Raw genomic sequence first — 21043 nt, 5'->3', positions numbered from 1 at the left:
CATGCGCGCGGATCGCCTGGTTGCCACCCTCCTGCTGATGCAGGCTCGCGGCCGGGTCACCGCCGCCGAGATCGCCGCCGAGCTGGAGGTCTCGGTGGCGACCGCGCGCCGCGACCTCGAGGCACTCTCCGCCGCCGGGATCCCGGTCTATCCACAGCCCGGCCGGCACGGCGGCTGGCAGCTGATCGGCGGTGCCCGCACCGATCTGAGCGGGCTGTCGGCGGCCGAGGCGCAGGCGCTGTTCCTGCTGGCCGGGCCGGCCGCGGCGGTCTCCGGCGAGGCGAAGGCGGCGCTGCGCAAGCTGCTGCGCGCCCTGCCGGCGCCGTTCCGGGACGAGGCCGAGGCCGCCGCGTCGGCCACGCTGATCGATCCGGCTCGCTGGGGTGCGATCGACCGGCCGCGCCCGGAGGGTGTCGAGGCATTGCAGGGCGCGGTGGTCCGTCAGCGGCGGATCCGCTTCGCCTATCGCGGTGACCAGCGCGAGGCCGACCCGTGGGGCCTGATCGACAAGGACGACATCTGGTACCTGATCGCGGGCACCGAGCGCGGCAGGCGCACGTTCCGCGTCGACCGGATGTCGTCGATATCGGTCACCGGCGAGGGTTTCGAGCGCCCGGCGGACTTCGCACTCGGCGCGGCGTGGGAGCAGGTCGTCGGCGAGATGGAGGAGCGCCGCTCGCGGACGTGGGCCACCCTGCTGATCGCCGAGCGCTTCCTGTGGGTGCTCCGCGATCATTTCGGCAGGCATTACGAGGTGGTCGAGGTCCGGGAAGACGGTCGCGCACGGGTCCGGGTCGCCGCGCCTACGGCGCTGGACGTCGCACGCATGCTTTCCGGTTGGGGCGCGCTGGTGGAGGTGGAAGACCCGGCAAATGTACGCGCGGAGCTCGCCCGAATCGGATCAGAGCTCTCCGGTCTCTACCGAGAGGGGTGACCGGCCCTGCTACGCCGTCTGCCGCAGGACCGGGCGGCTGGGGAACAGGCGGCCCGGCTGACGTGCGCCGAGGGCGGCCCGGGTGGCGGCGACGGCGATCAGTTCGACCGGGTGGGTGGCGGTGGAGAGGGCCGGGTACGTGGCCGCGGCGAGGGGGATGTCGTCGAAGCCGGTGACCGCCACGTCGTGCGGGACGCGGATGCCGGCGGTGGCGAGGGTCTGCAGGACGCCGAGGGCGGTGGCGTCGCTGACCGTCGCGATCGCGTCGGTGTCCGGCCAGCGGCGCAGCACGGTCCGGGCGGCGGTGCGGCCGCGCGCGGCGGTGAAGTCGCCGGGCACCACCCGCACCGGCAGGCCGGAGGCGTGCATCAGCGTGGTGTAGGCGTGCAGTGGCGCGCGGGCCGCGGCCAGCCACGGCGGGCCGCCGACCAGGGCGATCCGGCGGCGGCCGGAGTGGTAGAGGTGGCGCAGCAGGCCGCCGATGCCGGCGGCGCTGTCCACGTCGGCGCTGTCCACGTGCGCGCCGCCGGCGCCGATCGCCGCGGTCCGGCCGCGCAGCCCGGCGGGCAGGTGGTCGAGCAGCGCGCGGTCGTGGCCGGCCAGCACGACCGCGGCGACACTGCGGTCGGCGGCGATCGACTCGAGCTCGGCGGTGGCGTCCAGGGGGAGGCGGCGCAGCGCGACACCGAGGCCGTCCGGCTCGGCGGCACCGGCGATCGCGGCGGCGGCCCGGCTCACGAAGGGGTCGCGGAGGATGTCGGTGCGGCGGTCACGGACGGCGAACAGGATCCGGGTGCCGGCGCGCTGGGCGAGGCGGCGGGCCACCGGGTGCGGCACGTAACCGAGGTCGGCGGCCGCCCGGCGGACCGCGTCCCGGCTGGCCGGTGAGGCCGGGCCCTTGCCGGAGAGCACGCGGGAGGCGGTGGCGATCGAGACGCCGGCGTGGCGGGCGACGTCGGCGAGGCCGGGGGAGTCGGTGGTCACCGGGCAAGTAAAGCGCGGTAGGCGGGTCCGCTGAAGAGGGGACTTTGGTCCCGGAGGGTGCGGGACCCCGGGCTCAGGTCGCGCGGCCTCCTTTCGAGGAGATTTGGACGCGTGCCCGGCCCGACGACGAAGGAACCGCATCGTGACACGAGAACCCGCCACGGACGCCGTCCCCGGTACCGCGCCTCTGCTGGCCGCGCGCCGGTTCCTCACCCGGGAGACGGTCGGGGACCACGGCCGCACGCTGCACCAGGTCGACGGCAACGAGTGGGACGAGTTCTACCGCGACCGGTGGCGCTACGACAAGGTGGTCCGCTCCACCCACGGCGTCAACTGCACCGGCTCCTGCTCGTGGAACGTGTTCGTCCGGGACGGGCTGATCACCTGGGAGCACCAGGCGACCGACTATCCGACGACCGGGCCGGACGCTCCGGACTACGAGCCCCGGGGCTGCCCTCGGGGCGCGAGCTTCTCCTGGTACGAGTACTCGCCTTCGCGCGTGCGGTACCCGTACATCCGTGGTGTTCTTGCCGAAATGTTCCGCGAGGCGCGGCAGCGGCTGAATGACCCGGTCGCCGCGTGGGCCGAGATCGTGGAGACGCCGCTGAAGGCTCAGGCCTACAAGGCGCAGCGCGGACGCGGCGGATTCGTGCGGGCGACGTGGGACGAGGCGATCGAGATGATGGCCGCGGCGCACGTGTACACGACCAAGAACTACGGGCCGGACCGCGTGGTCGGGTTCTCGCCGATCCCGGCCATGTCGATGGCGTCGTTCGCGGCCGGCACCCGCTATCACGCGCTGCTCGGCGGCACGCTGCTCAGTTTCTACGACTGGTACGCGGACCTGCCGATCGCCTCGCCGCAGATCTGGGGTGACCAGACCGACGTGCCGGAGGCGGGGGACTGGTGGAACTCGACGTATCTGATGATGTGGGGCTCGAACATCCCGGTCACCCGCACGCCGGACGCGCACTTCCTGGCCGAGGCGCGATACAGGGGTACGAAGGTCGTCGCGGTGTCGCCGGACTACGCGGACAACGTGAAGTTCGCGGACGAGTGGCTGGCGCCGCATCCCGGTACCGACGGGGCCCTCGCCATGGCGATGGGTCATGTGATCCTGAATGAGTTCTTCGTTCAGCGCACCGTGCCCTACTTCCAGGACTATGTCAGGAAATTTACGGACCTGCCGTTCCTGGTGACGCTGCGGAATGACGGGGACGTCTGGTCAGCTGATCGTTTTCTGACCGCCGGCGATCTCGGGGAGGCGGACGGTTCCCACAAGACTGTTCTGATCGACTCGGTTTCCGGCTCGCCTGTCGTACCCAACGGTTCCCTCGGGTTCCGCTACGACGCCTCGCCCGGCCGGTGGAATCTCGACCTGGGCGACGTGGTTCCCGCCTTGGGTCTGGACATCTCGGGTGAATCGGTCGAGGTGGCGCTCGCCCGCTTCGACGTCGGCGACACCGAGGGCGGCGGCGTGATGCGTCGCGGCGTCCCGGTCCGCTGGATCGGCGGGCACTGCGTCACGACCGTCTTCGACCTGGTCATGGCCCAGTACGGCGTACGCCGTGGCGACCTGCCCGGCGAGTGGCCCACCGGCTACGACGATGCCGAGGCGCCCAACACCCCGGCCTGGCAGGAGCGGATCACCGGGGTTCCGGCGGTGCTGGCGGCCCGGATCGGGCGCGAGTTCGCCCGCAACGCCGAGCGCAGCAACGGCCGCTCGATGATCGTCCTCGGCGCCGGTGCCAACCAGTGGTTCCACTCGGACATGACCTACCGGGCGTTCATCTCGCTGGTCACGCTCACCGGCTGCCAGGGTGTCAACGGTGGTGGCTGGGCGCACTACGTGGGGCAGGAGAAGGCGCGGCCGATCACCGGCCAGCAGCACCTGAGCTTCGCGTTCGACTGGCAGCGCCCGATGCGGCACCAGGCGTCGACGCCGTTCTGGTACCTGCACACCGACCAGTGGCGTTACGAGCGGGTGCCGGCCGACGAGCTGGCGTCGCCGCTGGGTACCGGGCGGTTCGCCGGGATGGCGTTCGCCGACACCGTGGCGGCCGCGCAGCGGATGGGGTGGAGCCCGGGGCATCCGTTCTTCAACCGGAATCCCCTCGACCTGGCTCCTTCCGCCGCTGCCGCCGGTCTTGACGTCACGGAGTTCGTGGTCCGTTCTCTGGCGGACGGGACGCTGAAGACCGTCGCGGAGGACCCGGACGACCCGGCGAACTTTCCGCGCTGCCTCACGTTGTGGCGGGCCAACCTGCTGGGCTCGTCGGGCAAGGGCAACGAGTTCTTCATGCGGCACCTGCTGGGTGTGGCGTCGTCGGCGACGGCCACCGAGTGCGAGCCGGGGCAGCGGCCCCGGGACGTGACGTGGCGTGACGAGGCGCCGGTGGGGAAGCTCGACCTGCTGACCGCGATCGACTTCCGGATGACGAACACCGGGCTGCACGCGGACGTCGTGCTGCCGGCCGCGACCTGGTACGAGAAGCACGACATCTCCACCACGGACATGCACCCGTTCGTGCACGCGTTCAGCCCGGCCGTCCCGCCGCCGGCGGACGCGCACACGGATTACGACACGTTCCTGGCGCTGGCGGACAGGGTGAGCGAGCTGGCGGTGACGCATCTCGGGGTGCGTACCGATGTGCTGGCGGCGCCGCTGCAGCACGACACCCCCGATGAGCTGGCCATGCCGAGCGGGCGGGTGCGGGACTGGAAGTTCGGGGAGTGCTCGCCGGTTCCGGGTGTGTCGATGCCGAAGCTGATCACTGTCTCGCGCGACTACACGCAGCTCGGCCGGCGCATGCGTACGGTGGGGCTGCTTCTGGACGAACTTGGCACCACGACCAAGGCGCTCACCGTCAATGTAAATGCCGAAATATCGTATCTCAAGCATCAGAACGGTGTGATCGACGGGCGGCCGTCCCTTGCGACCGCCGACCGGATGTGCGAGGCGATCCTGGCACTGTCCGGGACGACCAACGGGCGGGTGGCCCACGCGGGCTTCGTGGAACTGGAGAAGCGGACCGGACAGCCCTTCGTGGACCTCGTCGAGGGTCATGAGGGCGACCGGATCACGTTCAGCGACACCCAGGCGGCGCCGCAACCCGTCCTCACCAGCCCGGAGTGGTCCGGCTCGGAGAAGGGCGGCCGCCGGTACTCGCCGTTCACGCTGAACGTCGAGCGGCTCAAGCCCTGGCACACGATCACCGGGCGGCAGCACTTCTTCGTCGAGCACGACTGGGTGGCCGAACTGGGCGAGCACCTGCCGGCGTTCCGGCCGCCGCTGAACATGGCCCGGCACTTCGGTAAACCGGGTGAGGCCGTTGACGGGGGAGTGACCGTGCGGTTCCTGACGCCGCACGCCAAGTGGTCGATCCACTCGATGTACCACGACAACGAGCTGATGCTGGCCCTGTCCCGCGGCGGCCCGGTGATCTGGATGAGTGTGGCGGACGCGGCGAAGATCGGCGTCGCCGACAACGACTGGATCGAGGCGCACAACCGCAACGGCGTCGTCGTGGCCCGCGCGGTCGTCTCGCACCGGATGCCGGAGGGCACGGTCTTCCAGTACCACTCGCCCGAGCGCACGGTGAACGTCCCCAAGGCCGAGAAGTCCGGCAGGCGGGGCGGATACCACAACTCGATGACCCGGCTGCTGATCAAGCCGACCCATCTGGCCGGCGGGCACGCGCAGCTCACGTACGCCTTCAACTACTACGGCCCGATCGGCAGCCAGCGCGACGAGATCACCGTGATCCGCCGTCGTGACCAGGAGGTGGAGTACTGATGCGGATCCGGGCGCAGGTCGCCATGGTGATGAACCTCGACAAGTGCATCGGGTGCCACACCTGCTCGGTCACGTGCAAGCAGACGTGGACCAACCGGGAGGGCACCGAGTACGTCTGGTTCAACAACGTCGAGACGAAGCCGGGCATCGGGTACCCGAAGCACTACGAGGACCAGGAGCGGTGGAAGGGCGGCTGGAAGCTGGACGGCCGCGGCCGCCTGGTCCTGCGGTCCGGAGGGCGCCTCGCCCGGCTGGGAAAGATCTTCGCGAACCCGGATCTGCCGAGCATCGACGACTACTACGAGCCGGCGACGTTCGACAAGGACGTGCTGGTCAACGCTCCGGCCGGGCTGTCCGACACGCCGGTCAAGCGGCCGTACTCGGCGCTGACCGGTTCACCCATGTCGGTTCAGTGGGGCGCCAACTGGGAGGACTCGCTGGGCGGGCAGACCGCTCAGGAGGACCCCAATCTGGCCGGGCTCGCCGACAGGGTCAGGTTCGAGTTCGAGAAGACGTTCATGTTCCACCTGCCGCGGATCTGCGAGCACTGCCTCAACCCGGCGTGCGTGTCGGCCTGCCCGTCGGGCGCGATGTACAAGCGCGAGGAGGACGGCATCGTCCTCGTCGACCAGGACCGGTGCCGGGGCTGGCGGATGTGTGTTTCGGCATGCCCTTACAAGAAGGTCTACGTCAACCACGCCACCGGCAAGGCGGAGAAGTGCACCCTCTGCTTCCCGCGCATCGAGGCCGGCCAGCCCACCATCTGCGCGGAGACCTGCGTCGGGCGCCTGCGCTATCTGGGCATTGTCTGGTACGACGAGGACGCCGTGCTGGCGGCCGCGTCGGTGCCCGAGTCCGAACTCCTGGACGCGCAGCGCGGCGTGTTCCTCGACCCGCACGACCCGGTGGTGCGGGCGGCGGCTCGCGAGGCGGGCCACCCCGAGGAGTGGATCGAGGCGGCCGCGGCCTCGCCGGTCTGGACGCTGATCAGCGAGTACCGGATCGCGCTGCCGCTGCACCCGGAGTACCGCACGCTGCCGATGGTCTGGTACGTGCCGCCGCTGTCACCGGTGCTGGACGCGGCCGGTGCGGCGGGGCGGGACACCGCGGACGCGGACGACGTCTTCCACACCATCTCCGAGCTGCGGATTCCCCTCGAGTACCTGGCCTCGCTGTTCACGGCGGGCGATGTCGAGGTGGTCGCCGGAGTGCTGATGAAGCTGGCGGCGATGCGGTCCTACATGCGGGGCCGGACGCTGGACGGGACGGTGGCCGCGGAGCTCCTGGACGGTATCGGGATGACCGGTGAGCAGGTGGAGGCCATGTACCGGCTGCTGGCGATCGCCAAGTACGACGAGCGGTATGTGATCCCGGCGGCGCACTCCCGGCAGGCGGCGGTGCTCGACTCGCAGGCGGCCGGGCAGCCGGGTTGCCCGGTCGGCTTCCACCCGGATTCCGTCACGCCACGTGCTGACGGGCGGCGTGGGCTGACGATCGACGTGGAGCGGTCATGAGGCGCGACCGGATGTTCCGGCTGGCGTCGGTGCTGCTGACCTATCCGGACGAGGAGCTGCTGGCGGCGGGCGACGAGCTGCGGGCGGAGGCGGCCGGGGACGAGGGGCTGTCGCGGTTCGTGGCGTGGCTGCTGGGCGGCACGCTGATCGAGGCGCAGCGGCACTATGTCGAGACGTTCGACCTGCGGCGGAAGTCGGGGCTGTATCTGACGTACTACCTGCACGGGGACACCCGGAAGCGCGGGATGGCGCTGTTGATGCTCAAGCAGCGGTACCGGGCCAAGGGGCTGCGGCTGGCGGACGGCGAGATGCCGGACCTGCTGCCGGTGGTGCTCGAATTCGCGGCCACGGTGGGTCCGGGGGACGGCGAGGCGCCGTTGCGCCAGCATCGACAAGGGCTGGAGCTGTTGCGTACGGCGTTGCACAGCGCGCGTACGCCGTACGCAATGATCTTGGATGTTGTGTGTGACGCCCTGCCGCCGCTGACCGACTCTGATCTCGCGGCAATCGCCGCTCTCGCCTTTGACGGCCCGCCCGGTCTCGAAACCGTCGGCGTCGGGCCGGACCTCTCTCCCTACCCTGGGTGCCCGCGATGAACACTTTGCTCTGGATCGTGATTCCCTACGTCTGCCTGGCGATTTTCCTGGTGGGGCACGTGTGGCGGTGGCGGCACGACCAGTTCGGCTGGACCACGCACACCAGTCAGCTCCTGGAGAACCGGCTGCTGCGATGGGGTTCGCCGCTGTTCCACCTGGGCGCGTTCGGGGTGATCGGCGGGCACGCTCTGGGTCTGCTGGTGCCGGCGTCGCTGACCTCAGCGCTGGGCGTTTCTGATCACGTCTATCACGTGGTCTCGGTGACCGGCGGGACGATCACCGGGGTCATGCTGGTCGCCGGGCTGGCGTTGCTGATCGCGCGCCGGTTCGTCAGCGGGCGGGTGCGGCGGGTGACCACGCGGATGGACCGGGTCCTCTATGCGGCGCTCGCTCTGATGGTCGTGCTCGGCATGAGCGGGACCGTGGCGATCAACCTGTTCGGCGAGGGGTACGACTACCGCGAGACGATCGCGGTCTGGTTCCGGGGGATCTTCTGGTTCCGGCCGGAGGCGTCGCTGATGGTGGGCGCGCCGCTGGTGTTCCAGCTGCACGCGCTGGGTGGGTTCCTGTTCCTGGCGCTGTGGCCGTTCACCCGGCTGGTGCACGTGTGGTCGGCGCCGCTGGCCTATCTGTGGCGGCCCTATGTGGTCTACCGGCGGCGGCCCTCGCGGTCATCGGAAAATGTCAGGGGGTCGTTCTAGGGTTTGGGTCGACATCGATTCTCGGAGGTTGACATGACCACCCTGCCCGACCGCCCGCACACCGCGCTGCTGGTCATCGACGTGCAGAACGGCGTCGTCGCCGGTGCGCCGCGCCGTGACGACGTGATCGCCAACATCAACGCGCTCGTCGACAAGGCCCGCACCGAGGACGTGCCGGTCGTCTGGGTGCAGCACTCCGACGACGGCGGCCTGGCGCGCGACACCGAGGCCTGGCAATACGTTCCGGAGCTCGCCCGGCGCGACGACGAGCCGCTCGTGCACAAGCGTTACGGCGACTCGTTCGAGGCGACCGACCTGGAGGATCTGCTCGCTGACCGCGGTGTCGGCCGCCTCGTGGTGACCGGCGCCCAGAGCGACGCGTGCATCCGCAGCACGATCCACGGCGGCTTCGTCCGGGGTTACGACGTGACCCTCGTGTCCGACGCCCACACCACCGAGGACCTCACGGAATATGGTGCTCCCGCCCCCGAGCAGGTCATCGCACACACCAACCTCTACTGGGACTTCACCAGTGCACCCGGCCGCACCGCCGCCCTCGTCGAAACGGCGAAGGTCGACTTCGCCTCCTGACTACGGTGAGATCATGAGCGACGACTACCTGCCCGGCGTCTACCAGCAGTTCCTCTCGCGCTTCCCGGAGGTTGCCGAGGCGCAGGGTTCGCTGGCCCGCGTGATCCGGGAGACCAACCCGTTCGACGACCGCACCGACCGCCTCATCAAGCTGGCGGTCGCGGTCGGCGCGGAGGCCGAGGGCGCCGTCCGGTCGAACGTGCGCAAGGCCCTCCAGCACGGCGCGAACCTCGACGAGGTCCGCGCGGTCGCGCTGGCCGCCGTCACGACCCGCGGCTTCCCGGCCGCGATCGCGGCCCTCGGCTGGATCGAGGAGGTGGCGGCGGCCTCGGCTGAGCCGTCGCACTGACGTTGTCGTTCGAAAGGATCGGAAACAAGCTGTGACGGGTATCGACAATCTCTGGCTGCGCAAGATCGCGGAGAATCCGGGGCATTCGCAGTGGTACATCGACCGGTTCCGGGAGATGGCCGCCCGGGGCGACGACCTGGGCGGCGAGGCTCGCATGATCGACGCGATGCTGCCGCGTGGTGCCCGGATCCTGGACGCCGGCTGCGGCACCGGGCGGGTCGGCGGGCTGCTCGCCGCGGCCGGCCACGACGTCACCGGTGTGGACCTGGACCCCGAGCTGATCGCCGAGGCGAGACGCAACTTCCCGTCTCCCGACTGGTTTGTCGGCGACCTCTCACAGCTCGACCTGCCCGACCGCTTCCAGGCGATCGTCTGCGCCGGCAACGTGATGACCTTCGCCGCCCCGCGCTCCCGCGTCGACATCCTCCGGCGCTTCCATACCCACCTGGCCCCCGGCGGCCGAGCCGTGATCGGCTTCGGGGCCGGCCGCGACTACGACTTCACCGACTTCCTGACCGACGCCAAGACCGCCGAACTCGTGCCTGAGCTGCTTTTGAGCACCTGGGACCTGCGGCCTTTCACACCCACCGCTGACTTCCTGGTCGCCGTCCTGGCGCCGGCCGGTTCCTGACTGCCGCCGGTTCCAGACGCCGGCCGGTTCCGGGCTGCGGCCGGTTGCGGGCTGCGGCCAGCTCCGGGTTTTGGGCGGCGCCTGGCCGCAGTCGCTCTGCCCCGCAGCGGGGGTGCCTGTTCGCGGCGCGCGGCGCCAACGCCTGGCTTCCGCTGCTGGCCGCTGCGCGGTCCCGGTGGGTTCGGTTCGGACCGTTGTCGCGGTGGTGGATGGTCGGGTTGCCGTGGTGCTAGGTGGTCGGGTCCGGGGTCTGGGTCGGTGTCGGGCGTTGGTTCAGGGTGCCGAGGGTGTCCGCGTAGTAGGTGTCGGCTACGTGGAAGGTGACCTGGCGCAAGGTCCAGGCGTCTCCTTCGGTGCGGTCCAGGCGTTCGTTGGTGAGGCTGTTGAGCCTTGTCGACCAGATCTGGGCCAGGCGGGTCAGGCGGCTCCGGGCCTCGTCGAGGTCGTCCTGGGTGAAGGGAGCGAGGTCGGCCGGTGTGGTGATCGCGGAGTGGTGCCAGCGGTCCGGGAGTGGTGTCTGGCCGGAGAGGCGGGCGTCCAGTTCGGCCAGATGATCGATGAGGTGGTCGGTGATGCGGCGCATTGCCTTGTGAGGGGTGTAGATCCGGCCGTCGATGTGTCGTGGTTCGCCGTTCCAGGTGGTCCAGGTGCGGGCCAGGCGGAGGGCGTGCGTCACGGACTCGTTGATGAGGTCTGCTGGGTTGCGGTCGTCGGTCGCGGGGACGTCGTCGCTCATGGTGGGGTGCCCTTTTCCGCTGCTCGATGAGGTCATGTCACGGTAGGGCCGGGACGGTTCGCCGGGCGCCGAACTGTGGTGGCGGTAGCGTGGGCGCGTGGAGGTAGCTGACGTCGACGTGGCCCGGGTGGCTCGTCTGCTGGGGGATCAGTCCCGGGCGGCGATGCTCACGGCGCTGCTCGACGGGCGGGCGTATCCGGCCGCCGCGCTGGCTCAGGTGGCCGGCATCGGGCGGCCCGCTGCCAGCGAGCATCTTCAGCAGTTGGTGAGTGCTGGTCTGATCGAGGTGTTCCAGCAGGGGCGGCACCGGTATCACCGCATCACGCGCGCGGAAGTGGCCCACGCGATCGAAGCGCTGGCGGCGATCGCACCGCCGGTTCCGGTGCGCAGCCTCAAGCAGAGCACTACGGCGCGTCGGCTGGGCGTCGCCCGAACGTGCTACGACCATCTCGCGGGCCGTGCGGGTGTGGCCCTGCGGAGCATCATGCTCGACCACGGCATTCTCACCGCCATGACCTCGCGGGGCACTGACGGGCAGGGCACGCTGTTGGAGATCAGCGAGGACGGCGCTGGGCGGATCGCCTCTCTGGGCATCGACCTGGGCGGGGCGGCGAGCCGGCGCCGGCGTCTCGTCGTCGACTGCCTGGACTGGACCGAGCGGACTCCGCACCTGGCCGGCTCGCTGCCGGCGGCTCTGCTCACCACCATGATCGATCAGGGTTGGGTGGTGGACCGCGGTAAGCGCCGCATCGACGTACCCGTCGGCGGTTGGGCGCAGCTGCAGCTCGGGCTTGGATGCTCCGGGACGTGCCATCCCTCGACGACGTTCACCATGCCGGGTGGCTGACCAGGCTAGAGCGTCTCCGCCGGCGGTGGCTGGGTGTTCGGGGTCGCGGTGCGTCGTGGCTGGCGTGAGGGCTTGCCAGCGGCCGGGGTGCCCGGTTGCGGCGGTGGCACCGCTTGCGGCCGGCGGTGGTTGCGGTCGGCTGGCGGGTTGGTGGCTTTGGGGAGGTGTTAGGCGACGTGGAGGTTCAGGGCGGTTTCGGGGGTTATGTAGGCGCCGGTTACGTTCAGGGAGTCTTCGGTGAGGGTGCCGGTGGCTCGGATTCGGGCGTTGGTGGGGACGTTGATCTCCATGGGGGCGCTGCTCAGCCAGTCGAGGCGGATCTGGAGTAGGTGGGGGCCCGGTGCTACCTGGATCGAGGTGGATTCGCCGGGTTGGAGGCGGGCCACTGGCCAGCCGTCTACCTCGAAGGTCATGCGGTCGGGGGTGGCGCCTGCATCCTCGGGGCGGGTGAGCTCTAGCTGGGACATGACGACCTCCGGCTTCTCGACGGCCGAACGCTGGTGAGAACCGGAAATGCCCGACTTCAAGATCGGGGAAACGTGGCTGGGCCGATCTTGGTGAGGATGTAACGGCCTGGACTTCTGCCGTTAACGACGAGGGCGGGACCTTCGTCCCTGTCCGTGAGGGCTGTGGCGGGGGAGAGTGAGCTGGTGGGGGCCCGGAGAGCCGGGCGCGGACCAGTGGAGTGGGACATGAGTGCAACGCAGGCCCAGGGGACGAGGACCGGACGGGCTGGACTGATGCTCGCGCTGGCCACTGTCGGGTTCGCGGTCAACTTCTGGGCGTGGGCGCTGCTCAGCCCGTTGGCGTCGCGGTTTCAGGTGGCGCTCGACCTGAGCTCGTTCGAGCAGGCGCTGCTGGTGGCGGTGCCGGTGGTGGTCGGGTCGCTGGGGCGGATCCCGGTGGGTGCGCTGACCGACCGGTTCGGCGGGCGGGTCATGTTTCCGCTGGTGTCGCTCGCGACGATTCTGCCGGTTCTCTTCCTGGGGTTCTTCGGGCACGACTCACTGCCGGCGATTCTGGTTGGCGGCTTCTTTCTGGGCATCGGGGGTACGGCGTTCGCGATCGGCGTGCCGTTCGTCAACGCGTGGTTCCCGCCCGAGCGGCGCGGGTTCGCGGTGGGCGTGTTCGGTGCCGGCATGGGCGGTACGGCGATCAGCGCGCTGACGACCGTGAAGCTGGTCGACGCCGGCAGTACGTCCACCCCGTTCCTGATCACAGCGGTCGTGCTCGCCGCGTACGCTGTCCTCTCCTGGACCGTCATGCGTGACGCGCCCGGACGGCCGGTGCCGACCGCCCCGCTCGCGCAACGGCTCGGATCGGCGCTGCGGCTGCGTGTCACGTGGCAGGCCGCCGCTCTCTACGCGGTCGCCTTCGGGGGATATGTCGCCTTCTCGGTCTACCTGCCGGCGTATCTCAAGACCGCCTACGGGCTGACCCAGGCGGACGCCGCCAACCGGATGGCCGGGTTCGTGCTGCTCGCCGTCGTCATGCGGCCTCTCGGCGGATGGCTGTCGGACCGGTTCTCGCCGAGCCGGGTGCTCGCGGTCAGCCTCGGCGTGGTCGTGGCGGGCGCGGTGGTGCAGGCGTTCACGCCGGGCCTCATGCCGGTCGGGACGATCGCGTTCCTCAGCATGGCGGCCGCGCTCGGTGCGGGTAGCGGTGCGACGTTCGCGCTGGTGGCGCAGATGGCACCGGCCAACCAGGTGGGTTCGGTCACCGGCGTGGTGGGTGCGGCCGGCGGGCTGGGCGGATTCGTGCCGCCGCTGGTGATGGGGTTGATCTACGGGCAGTTCGGGTCATATGGGCTCGGCCTGGCGCTGCTGGCTGTGGTCGCGCTGGCCGCCCTGCTGCTGGACGTCTTCTCGGTGGGCCGCGGCAGCGCGACGGGCCAGGGTGCGAAGGCCGCACACGCGTGAGGGGCCGGGTCGCGAAGGCCGCACACGCGTGAGGGGCCGGGGTGCGAAGGCCGCACACGCCGGGAGAAAACGGCCGACGGGGCTGTGCTCGATCGTGTTCGCCACTAACGTGATTTGTCGGCAGGAGGGATGCCGAAATGGCCGGACTGGACGATCCCCTGACGCAGGCGCTGGTCGGTACCCGGCGGTTCTTCACCCGCGGCGAGGTGTCGGCGGACCGGCGGACCCTGCTGCAGATCGGCGGGCGGGAGGCGGACACCTTCTACCGTGACCGGTGGTCGCACGACAAGGTGGTGCGCTCGACACACGGGGTGAACTGCACGGGTTCCTGTTCGTGGAAGGTGTACGTCAAGGACGGCATCATCACGTGGGAGGCCCAGCAGACCGACTATCCGAGCGTCGGGCCGGACAGTCCGGAGTACGAACCTCGGGGCTGCCCGCGGGGGGCGGCGTTCTCCTGGTACACCTACTCGCCCACGCGCGTGCGGTACCCGTACATCCGTGGGGTTTTGATCGATCTCTATCGGGAGGCGCGGCAGCGGCTCGGTGACCCGGTGGCCGCGTGGGCGGAGATCGTCGAGGATCCGGAGAGGGCGGGGCGCTACAAGGCGGCACGCGGGCGCGGTGGCCTGGTGCGCGCGAGCTGGGACGAGGTCACGGAGATCATCGCGGCTGCGCATGTGCACACCATCAAGAGGTACGGGCCGGACAGGCTCGCCGGCTTCTCACCGATCCCGGCCATGTCGATGGTGTCGCATGCGGCCGGCGCCAGGTTCTACAACCTGATCGGCGGGGCGATCCTGTCCTTCTATGACTGGTACGCGGACCTGCCCGTGGCGTCGCCGCAGATGTTCGGTGATCAGACGGACGTGCCGGAGTCGGGGGACTGGTGGGACGCCGGCTATCTGATCATGTGGGGCTCGAACGTGCCGGTGACGCGGACGCCGGATGCGCACTGGATGGCGGAAGCGCGGTATCGGGGGCAGAAGGTCATCGTTGTCGCGCCGGACTACGCCGATAACGTGAAATTTGCCGATGAATGGTTGCCGGCGGCGCCGGGTTCTGACGGTGCTCTGGCCATGGCGATGGGTCACGTGATCCTCAAGGAGTTCTTCGTCGCTCGCCAGGTGCCGTATTTTGCCGAATATATCGCGAAATATACGGACCTGCCGTTTTTGGTGCGGCTGGACGGTGACAGACCGGGCAAGATGCTCACCGCTGCGGATCTTGGGCTGGAGGACGAGAACGCGGCGTTCAAGACTGTGGTCCTGGACGCGGACGGCACCCCGATCGTCCCGAACGGCTCACTCGGCTTCCGTTACGGCGACGACGGCGAAGGAAAGTGGAACCTCGACCTGAACGGCGTGGATCCCCTGCTCAGCGCCTCCGGTGGCGACGAGCCACCCGTCGAGGTCCGCCTGCCACGCTTCGACACCCCGACCGGCGCAGCCACGATGATGCGCCGCGGCGTTCCGGTCCGCCGGATCAACGGCCACCTCGTCACGACCGTTTTCGACCTGATGCTCGCCCAGCACGGCGTCCACCGCGACGGCCTGCCGGGGGAGTGGCCCACCGGTTACGACGACCCCACGCAGCCGTACACCCCCGCCTGGCAGGAGGAGATCACCGGCGTACCCGGCCCGGCCGCGGCCCGGATCGCCCGGGAGTTCGCCGCCAACGCCGAGCAGTCCCGTGGCCGCTCGATGATCATCATGGGTGCCGGGGTGAACCACTGGTTCCACGGCGACATGATCTACCGGGCCATGCTGACGCTGACCACGATCACCGGTTGCCAGGGCGTCAACGGCGGCGGGTGGGCGCACTACGTCGGGCAGGAGAAGGTCCGGCCGATCACCGGGTACTCCGCGATCGCCACCGCCGCCGACTGGTCCCGGCCGGCCCGGCAGATGATCCAGACCGCCTACTGGTACCTGCACACCGACCAGTTCCGCTACGACCCGTTCTCCGCCGCCACCCTGGCCACCGGGCGTGACGGCGGCCGGTTCGCCGGGCAGACCACCGCCGACCTGATCGCCGCGTCGGCCCGGATGGGCTGGATGCCGTCGTTCCCGACCTTCAACCAGAACCCCCTCGATCTGGCATCCTCCGCTGCCTCGGCCGGTGAATCGGTCGTTGATCACGTCGTGCGCCGGCTCCGTGAGGGGGACTTGAGATTCGCCTGCGAGGACCCGGACGCTCCCGAGAACTTCCCGCGGGTGCTGACCGTGTGGCGGGCCAACCTGCTCGGCTCGTCGGGCAAGGGCAACGAGTACTTCCTGAAGCACCTGCTCGGCACCGGGAACTCGGTGCGCGCCGAGGAGTCCGTGAACCGCCCCCGCGACGTGGTCTGGCGCGACGAGGCGCCCATCGGCAAGCTCGACCTGCTCACCACGATCGACTTCCGGATGACGTCCACCACGATCTACTCCGACATCGTGCTGCCGGCCGCCACGTGGTACGAGAAACACGACCTGAGCTCGACCGACATGCACCCGTTCATGCACTCGTTCAACCCGGCCATCGCCCCGCCGTGGCAGACCAGGACCGACTGGGACGCGTTCCAGACGATCGCGCGGGCGTTCAGCGACCTGGCCGCCACGCACCTCGGCGTCCGGACCGACCTCGTCGCCGCGCCCCTGGCCCACGACACTCCCGACGAGCTGGCCACCCCGCGCGGCCGGGTCGCCGACTGGAAGGCCGGCGAGTGCGACCCGGTCCCCGGCCGGACCATGCCGAAGCTGATCCCGGTGGTACGCGACTACCCCGCCACCGCCGACCGGATGACCACGCTGGGCCCGCTGCTGGACACGCTCGGCGCCACCACGAAGGGCGTGACCTTCGACCTCACTCGCGAGCTCGAATACCTGCGGCACAAGAACGGCGTGGTCCGCGGGCGTCCCTCGATCGAGCGCGACGTGCACGTCTGCGAGGCCATCCTCGCGCTCTCCGGGACCACCAACGGCCACCTCGCCACGCAGGGCTTCCACCAGCTGGAGAAACGTACCGGGACGAAGCTGGCCGACCTGGCCGCCGAGCACGAGGGCAAACAGATCACCTTCGCCGACACCCAGTCCCGGCCCACCCCGGTGATCACCTCGCCGGAGTGGTCGGGTTCCGAGGCGGGCGGCCGGCGGTACTCGCCGTTCGTGATCAACGTGGAGCGGCTCAAGCCGTGGCACACGCTGACCGGGCGGCAGAGCTTCTACCTCGACCACGACTGGATGGCCGAGTTCGGCGAGGAGCTTCCGGCGTACCGGCCGCCGCTGCAGATGGACGCGCTGTTCGGCGAGCCGCGGATCGGCGAGACCGGCGAGCTGGGCGTGACCGTGCGGTATCTGACACCGCACAACAAGTGGTCGATCCACTCCGAGTACCAGGACAACCTGTTCATGCTCTCGCTGTCGCGGGGCGGGCAGACGATCTGGATGTCGAAGGAGGACGCCGCCAAGATCGGGGTGAGTGACAACGACTGGATCGAGGCGGTCAACCGCAACGGCGTCGTGGTCGCGCGGGCGGTCGTCAGCCACCGGATGCCGGAGGGCACGGTGTACATGCACCACGCGCAGGACCGGCTGATCGACGTGCCGCGCAGCGAGACCAGCGGCCGGCGCGGCGGCATCCACAACTCGCTGACCCGGCTGCTGATCAAGCCGACCCACCTGATCGGCGGGTACGCGCAGCTCTCGTACGCCTTCAACTACATCGGCCCCACCGGCAACCAGCGCGACGAGGTGACCGTCATCCGCCGCCGCTCGCAGGAGGTGACGTACTGATGCGAGTCATGGCGCAGATGGCGATGGTGATGAACCTCGACAAGTGCATCGGCTGTCACACCTGCTCGGTCACCTGCAAGCAGGCGTGGACCAACCGCAGCGGCGTCGAGTACGTCTGGTTCAACAACGTCGAGACCCGCCCCGGCCAGGGGTATCCGCGGCGCTACGAGGACCAGGAGGAGTGGAGGGGCGGCTGGACGCTGAACCGGCGCGGCCGTCTCGTGCTCAAGGGCGGCGGCCGGGTGCGCAAGCTGCTCAGCATCTTCAGCAACCCGAAACTCCCGGCAATCCAGGACTATTACGAGCCTTGGACGTACGACTACGAGAACCTGACGACCGCACCACTGCAGGAACACACGCCCGTGGCGCGGCCGAAGTCGCTGCTCTCCGGCGAGGACATGAAGATCTCCTGGTCGGCGAACTGGGACGACAACCTCGGCGGGCCGCCCGATAAGGACGTGCTGCTCAAGGGCATCGCTGACAAGGTCAAGTTCGAGTTCGAGCAGACCTTCATGTTCTACCTGCCGCGGATCTGCGAGCACTGCCTCAACCCGTCGTGCGCGGCGTCCTGCCCGTCGGGTGCGATCTACAAGCGCACCGAGGACGGGATCGTGCTCGTCGATCAGGACCGGTGCCGGGGCTGGCGGATGTGTGTGTCGGGGTGCCCGTACAAAAAGGTGTATTTCAATCACCGCACCGGCAAGGCCGAGAAATGCACGTTCTGCTTCCCGCGCGTGGAGGTGGGGATCCCGACGGTGTGCTCGGAGACGTGCGTGGGCAGGCTGAGATACATCGGGCTGATTTTGTACGACGCGGACCGCGTGCTCGCCGCGGCCTCGGTCGACGAGAAGGATCTCCTGAAGGCGCAGCGGGAGGTCTTCCTCGACCCGTCGGATCCCGCTGTGGCGAGTGCGGCCGAACGCGCGGGCATCCCACGGGACTGGATCGAGGCGGCGCGCCGGTCACCCGTCCACGCCCTGATCAACACGTTCGAGGTGGCGCTGCCGCTGCATCCGGAGTACCGGACGATGCCGATGGTCTGGTACATCCCGCCGCTGTCGCCGGTCGTGGACGTGGTGCGGGAGACCGGGTACGACGCCGAGGACCGGGGGAACCTGTTCGCGGCGATCGAGGCGCTGCGGATCCCGGTGGACTATCTGGCGCAGCTGTTCACGGCGGGTGATCCGAAGCCGGTGGACGCGGTGCTCCGGCGGCTGGCGGCGATGCGCTCGTACATGCGGGACCTCAACCTCGGGCGGGACGCGGACGAGCGGATCCCGGAGGCGGTCGGCATGACGGGCGAGCAGATCTACGACATGTACCGGCTGCTGGCGCTCGCGAAGTACGACGAGCGGTACGTAATTCCGGCGGCGCACGCGGAGCAGGCCCATCAGCTGGAGGAGCTCGGGTGCAGCCTGGATTATGAGGGTGGGCCGGGGATGGGTGGGTCGGGGCCGTTCGGGGAGTCGTCGGGTGGGGCGGATCCGATCGCGGTGGAGAACTTCCACATGCTCAAGGACCGGCAGACGTCGGATCGGCGGTTGAATCTGCTGAACTGGGACGGGAAGGGCCGGCCGGAGAACATGTTCCCGCCTCGCCGGGAGGAACCATGAGTTCTCGGGCGTGGCAGGTGCAGTCGTTGCTGCTGGGGTATCCCGATGACCGATATTTCCGAAATATCGGTCTTGTGGAGCGGGTGGTGGGCACGCTGGATTCTCCGGTGGGTGCGCCGTTGGGGGTTTTCCTCCGAAATATCCGGCAAATGGCTCCGGGTGCGCTCGCTGCTGAGTATGTCTCGACCTTTGACCAGCGGAAACGGTGCTGTCTCTATCTGACCTACTACGCCTACGGCGACACGCGGAAGCGCGGCATGGCGCTGCTCAACCTCAAGCAGACGTACGCCGCGAAGGGCCAGCACCTGAGCGACGAGGAACTGCCCGACCACCTAGCCGTCATCCTCGAGTTCGCCGCCGCGGAGCCGGAGTCCGGCCGCCGCCTGCTCCAGGATCATCGAGCGGGTCTGGAGCTTCTGCGGCTCGCGCTCAAGGAGTCCTCGTCTCCCTGGGCAAGCGTCCTCGAATCGATTTCGGCCACCCTGCCGCCGCTGAAGGGCGATGAACACACCGCGATAGCCCGGCTGGCCGCTGCGGGACCGCCCGCTGAGGAGGTCGGATATCAGTGAACACGCTGCTCTATGTCGTTGTCCCGTACGTCGCCATCACGATCTTCATAGCCGGTCACGTGTGGCGCTACCGCTACGACAAGTTCGGCTGGACCACCCGCTCGTCGCAGCTCTACGAGCGCCGCCTGCTGCGGATCGGCAGCCCGATGTTCCACTTCGGGATCCTCCTGGTCGCTCTCGGCCACGTCGGCGGCCTGCTGATCCCGGAGTCCTGGACGTCGGCCGCCGGGATCAGCGAGAGCGCCTACCACGCGGTCGCGGTCGGTCTGGGCGCGGTCGCCGGCTTCATGACCCTGACCGGCGCCGCGATCCTGATCTACCGCAGGCGCGTCACCGGCCCGGTCTTCTCCGCCACCACGGTCAACGACAAGATCATGTACGTGCTGCTGGTCGGCACGATCGTTCTCGGACTCGGCACGACCGTGCTGGCGAACCTCGGCGCCGAACCGCACAACTATCGTGAGACCGTCTCACCCTGGTTCCGCTCGATCTTCACACTCCAGCCGGACACCACCCTGATCCTGGCCGCCCCGATCGGCTTCCGGCTGCACGCGCTCGCGGCCTGGGTCCTCTTCGCGTTCTGGCCGTTCAGCCGCCTCGTCCACGTCTTCTCGGCACCGATCGGCTACCTGACCCGTCCCTACATCGTCTACCGCAGCCGCGACGCCCGCCCCGGCCTGCGCGCGACCCCGCCGGGCTGGGAAGGACCACTGTCCTCCAGCCGCGACCGCCGCTGACCGTTTCCGCTGTGGTGCGTGTTTTCGCTGTGGTGCGTGTTTCCGCCGTCCTGCCCGTTTCTGCCGTCCTGCCCGTTTCTGCCGTCCTGCCCGTTTCTGCCGTGGTGCGTGTTTCCGCCGTGGTGCACGTTTCCGCCGTCCTGCGTGTTTCCGCCGTCGCGCCCGTGGCTGCCGTCGAGTCCCGGGGTCCGGCCGTCGTCGCCTTTGCGCCTTCGTTCGTGGTCGTCGCCTCTGGGTTGGTGCGTCCGGGCGCGGCCGTCGCTGAGCAGGCGGAACAGGGTCAGCCACTGTTCCGGCCACACCTCGCCGACCGGCGTCTCCGGGCGAATCCGGCTCGCGCGGAAGGCAGCCGAAACGCGCTGCAATCCGTGAAAACGTGCAAGAGTCGCGTGCAGCGAGCCGCCCACTCCGGTGAAACCGCGCTCCACGAAACGCTGAAAATCATGCATTCGCGACGGGGGAACCAGCGGCACCTCCCGTCGCTCCAGCACCACGATTCCGCCGTCGACGCGTGGCACCGGGCGGAACGCGCTTGCCGGCACCCGCCCGGCCAGCCGCCAGCTGAACTCCGGCCAGGTCAGCACCGTGAGGCGGCTCCACCGTCCGTAGTCGCCGGTTCGTTTGCGGGCGTACTCCCATGTCGCTGATTCCTGAAGAGTGGTTCTGGTTCTGACCCCCATCTCGTGATCGCATCTGACCCCGATGGCTCTGATCAGCGGCTGAGCAGGACCCGCTTGCGGAGCAGGTCGAACC

The 21043-nt window shown here is 69.5% G+C and carries 17 protein-coding genes and 1 pseudogene; 14 read left to right on the top strand and 4 right to left on the bottom strand.

What is annotated here, in order from left to right:
• Position 1 precedes the first annotated feature (1 nt).
• Positions 2 to 934, top strand: a complete 933-nt coding sequence (locus tag AB0M02_RS44955) for a WYL domain-containing protein (protein ID WP_364238653.1) — start codon at positions 2 to 4, stop codon at positions 932 to 934.
• Between the two features lie 9 nt (positions 935 to 943).
• Here the strand turns inward: AB0M02_RS44955 and AB0M02_RS44950 are convergent, their stop codons facing one another.
• On the bottom strand, positions 944 to 1918 hold the full coding sequence (locus AB0M02_RS44950) for a LacI family DNA-binding transcriptional regulator (RefSeq protein WP_364238652.1): 975 nt from the start codon (positions 1916 to 1918) through the stop codon (positions 944 to 946).
• Between the two features lie 187 nt (positions 1919 to 2105).
• Here AB0M02_RS44950 and AB0M02_RS44945 point away from each other — a divergent pair, with 187 nt between their 5' ends.
• From AB0M02_RS44945 to AB0M02_RS44915, 7 genes are read left to right on the top strand one after another with little or no spacing between them, the layout of a single operon-like run.
• Entirely contained in the window at positions 2106 to 5714 is a 3609-nt protein-coding gene (locus AB0M02_RS44945; RefSeq protein ID WP_364238715.1) for a nitrate reductase subunit alpha, read from the top strand.
• A complete protein-coding gene (gene narH / locus AB0M02_RS44940; RefSeq protein WP_364238651.1) occupies positions 5714 to 7228 on the top strand; it encodes a nitrate reductase subunit beta in 1515 nt (504 codons plus the stop codon). Before AB0M02_RS44945 ends, narH (AB0M02_RS44940) begins: the two co-directional genes overlap by 1 nt.
• The gene (gene narJ / locus AB0M02_RS44935; protein WP_364238650.1) at positions 7225 to 7824 is read left to right on the top strand and encodes a nitrate reductase molybdenum cofactor assembly chaperone; all 600 of its coding nucleotides are present in this window, start codon (positions 7225 to 7227) and stop codon (positions 7822 to 7824) included. Before narH (AB0M02_RS44940) ends, narJ (AB0M02_RS44935) begins: the two co-directional genes overlap by 4 nt.
• Entirely contained in the window at positions 7821 to 8525 is a 705-nt protein-coding gene (gene narI / locus AB0M02_RS44930) for a respiratory nitrate reductase subunit gamma (RefSeq protein WP_364238649.1), read from the top strand. Before narJ (AB0M02_RS44935) ends, narI (AB0M02_RS44930) begins: the two co-directional genes overlap by 4 nt.
• Before the next feature lie 33 nt (positions 8526 to 8558).
• The gene (locus tag AB0M02_RS44925) at positions 8559 to 9116 is read left to right on the top strand and encodes a cysteine hydrolase family protein (RefSeq protein ID WP_364238648.1); all 558 of its coding nucleotides are present in this window, start codon (positions 8559 to 8561) and stop codon (positions 9114 to 9116) included.
• 13 nt (positions 9117 to 9129) lie between these two features.
• Entirely contained in the window at positions 9130 to 9465 is a 336-nt protein-coding gene (locus tag AB0M02_RS44920) for a carboxymuconolactone decarboxylase family protein (RefSeq protein ID WP_364238647.1), read from the top strand.
• 31 nt (positions 9466 to 9496) lie between these two features.
• On the top strand, positions 9497 to 10096 hold the full coding sequence (locus tag AB0M02_RS44915; RefSeq protein ID WP_364238646.1) for a class I SAM-dependent methyltransferase: 600 nt from the start codon (positions 9497 to 9499) through the stop codon (positions 10094 to 10096).
• Between the two features lie 229 nt (positions 10097 to 10325).
• On the opposite strand, the gene AB0M02_RS44910 is transcribed toward AB0M02_RS44915, so the two are convergent.
• Positions 10326 to 10832 carry a hypothetical protein gene (locus AB0M02_RS44910; protein WP_364238645.1) on the bottom strand — a complete coding sequence of 169 codons (507 nt, stop codon included), beginning with the start codon at positions 10830 to 10832 and terminating at the stop codon, positions 10326 to 10328.
• Positions 10833 to 10929: 97 nt separating this feature from the next.
• On the opposite strand from AB0M02_RS44910, the gene AB0M02_RS44905 reads away from it, so the two are divergent.
• Positions 10930 to 11679 (top strand): winged helix-turn-helix domain-containing protein, encoded by a 750-nt coding sequence (locus AB0M02_RS44905; protein ID WP_364238644.1) that lies wholly within the window; start codon positions 10930 to 10932, stop codon positions 11677 to 11679.
• A 167-nt stretch (positions 11680 to 11846) separates the two neighbouring features.
• Here AB0M02_RS44905 and AB0M02_RS44900 read toward each other — a convergent pair whose 3' ends face one another.
• Entirely contained in the window at positions 11847 to 12146 is a 300-nt protein-coding gene (locus AB0M02_RS44900; RefSeq protein WP_364238643.1) for a hypothetical protein, read from the bottom strand.
• 225 nt (positions 12147 to 12371) lie between these two features.
• Between AB0M02_RS44900 and AB0M02_RS44895 the strand changes: the two genes are divergently transcribed.
• The 5 genes from AB0M02_RS44895 (at position 12372) to narI (AB0M02_RS44875) (ending at position 20290) form a co-directional block, all read left to right on the top strand.
• A complete protein-coding gene (locus tag AB0M02_RS44895) occupies positions 12372 to 13598 on the top strand; it encodes an MFS transporter (RefSeq protein ID WP_364238642.1) in 1227 nt (408 codons plus the stop codon).
• A 137-nt stretch (positions 13599 to 13735) separates the two neighbouring features.
• Positions 13736 to 17371, top strand: coding sequence for a nitrate reductase subunit alpha (locus AB0M02_RS44890; protein ID WP_364238641.1), 3636 nt, complete (start codon positions 13736 to 13738; stop codon positions 17369 to 17371).
• Positions 17371 to 18984: a nitrate reductase subunit beta gene (gene narH / locus AB0M02_RS44885; RefSeq protein WP_364238640.1), complete on the top strand. Its 1614-nt coding sequence runs from the start codon at positions 17371 to 17373 to the stop codon at positions 18982 to 18984. Before AB0M02_RS44890 ends, narH (AB0M02_RS44885) begins: the two co-directional genes overlap by 1 nt.
• Before the next feature lie 17 nt (positions 18985 to 19001).
• On the top strand, positions 19002 to 19553 hold the full coding sequence (gene narJ / locus AB0M02_RS44880) for a nitrate reductase molybdenum cofactor assembly chaperone (RefSeq protein ID WP_364238639.1): 552 nt from the start codon (positions 19002 to 19004) through the stop codon (positions 19551 to 19553).
• Positions 19544 to 20290 carry a respiratory nitrate reductase subunit gamma gene (narI, locus tag AB0M02_RS44875; protein ID WP_364238714.1) on the top strand — a complete coding sequence of 249 codons (747 nt, stop codon included), beginning with the start codon at positions 19544 to 19546 and terminating at the stop codon, positions 20288 to 20290. The genes narJ (AB0M02_RS44880) and narI (AB0M02_RS44875) overlap by 10 nt, the downstream gene beginning before the upstream one ends.
• A 263-nt stretch (positions 20291 to 20553) precedes the next feature.
• On the opposite strand, the pseudogene AB0M02_RS44870 reads toward narI (AB0M02_RS44875), so the two are convergent.
• A pseudogene (locus AB0M02_RS44870) lies at positions 20554 to 20925 on the bottom strand (rRNA adenine N-6-methyltransferase family protein); the annotation flags it as partial.
• Between the last annotated feature and the right edge of the window lie 118 nt (positions 20926 to 21043).

Origin of the sequence: Actinoplanes sp. NPDC051861 (genome assembly GCF_040681145.1) — a bacterium.
GTDB lineage: Bacteria > Actinomycetota > Actinomycetes > Mycobacteriales > Micromonosporaceae > Actinoplanes.
This window is presented reverse-complemented; position numbering and strand designations above follow the sequence as displayed.

Excerpts from the sequence above, each read along its gene's own strand:
- AB0M02_RS44955 (WP_364238653.1), top strand. The coding sequence starts at position 2 with ATGCGCGCGGATCGCCTGGTTGCCACCCTCCTGCTGATGCAGGCTCGC.
- narH (WP_364238651.1), top strand. The coding sequence starts at position 5,714 with ATGCGGATCCGGGCGCAGGTCGCCATGGTGATGAACCTCGACAAGTGC.
- narJ (WP_364238650.1), top strand. The coding sequence starts at position 7,225 with ATGAGGCGCGACCGGATGTTCCGGCTGGCGTCGGTGCTGCTGACCTAT.
- narI (WP_364238649.1), top strand. The coding sequence starts at position 7,821 with ATGAACACTTTGCTCTGGATCGTGATTCCCTACGTCTGCCTGGCGATT.
- AB0M02_RS44925 (WP_364238648.1), top strand. The coding sequence starts at position 8,559 with ATGACCACCCTGCCCGACCGCCCGCACACCGCGCTGCTGGTCATCGAC.
- AB0M02_RS44920 (WP_364238647.1), top strand. The coding sequence starts at position 9,130 with ATGAGCGACGACTACCTGCCCGGCGTCTACCAGCAGTTCCTCTCGCGC.
- AB0M02_RS44910 (WP_364238645.1), bottom strand. The coding sequence starts at position 10,832 with ATGAGCGACGACGTCCCCGCGACCGACGACCGCAACCCAGCAGACCTC.
- AB0M02_RS44900 (WP_364238643.1), bottom strand. The coding sequence starts at position 12,146 with ATGTCCCAGCTAGAGCTCACCCGCCCCGAGGATGCAGGCGCCACCCCC.
- AB0M02_RS44895 (WP_364238642.1), top strand. The coding sequence starts at position 12,372 with ATGAGTGCAACGCAGGCCCAGGGGACGAGGACCGGACGGGCTGGACTG.
- AB0M02_RS44890 (WP_364238641.1), top strand. The coding sequence starts at position 13,736 with ATGGCCGGACTGGACGATCCCCTGACGCAGGCGCTGGTCGGTACCCGG.
- narH (WP_364238640.1), top strand. The coding sequence starts at position 17,371 with ATGCGAGTCATGGCGCAGATGGCGATGGTGATGAACCTCGACAAGTGC.